The sequence below is a fragment of the Streptomyces bugieae genome, assembly GCF_036352915.1.
Lineage (GTDB): Bacteria > Actinomycetota > Actinomycetes > Streptomycetales > Streptomycetaceae > Streptomyces > Streptomyces endophytica.
In genome coordinates this window covers 1-467 of the sequence record NZ_JAZBJP010000130.1, presented here as the reverse complement: position 1 = coordinate 467, position 467 = coordinate 1, and the positions used below count along the sequence as shown (strand labels likewise).

At 64.0% G+C, this 467-nt stretch carries 1 protein-coding gene; it reads left to right on the top strand.

What is annotated here, in order from left to right:
- Positions 1-467, top strand: a 467-nt coding sequence (locus tag V2J85_RS40525) for a substrate-binding periplasmic protein (protein ID WP_330824379.1), incomplete at both ends; no start/stop codon positions are given.

Genomic DNA, 467 nt, shown 5'->3' with positions numbered 1-467 from the left:
CCTCCAAGAAGATCACCATCGGAGTCTTCGCAGATGCACCTCCTTATGGCGTGATGAACGGCTCCGGCAACTACGAAGGCTTCGACATCGACAAGGCCAGAGCACTCGCCGACTCACTCGGCGCCAGCGTGGAATTCGTCAGTGCCACCAACGCGAGCCGAATTCCCATGCTGGAGACCGGAAAAGCCGACGTCATCATCGCCGCTCTGACCAACCTCGACGAGCGGGCCCAGGTGGTCGCGCTCACCCGGCCGTATGCGTCCGAGGGACAGCTGGTCGTAGTGCCCGCGGACAGTCCGATTCGGCGCTATGACGACCTTGCCGGCCGCACCGTGGCCTCGACCCGCGGCAGTGTGCCCGCCACCATCTTGGAAGCCGAGTTCCCACAGGCCAAGCCCAGCCTGTTCGAAGCCGTCGCCGACTCCATCCAAGCCCTGCGCAGCGGAAAGGTGGATGCACTGATGGAG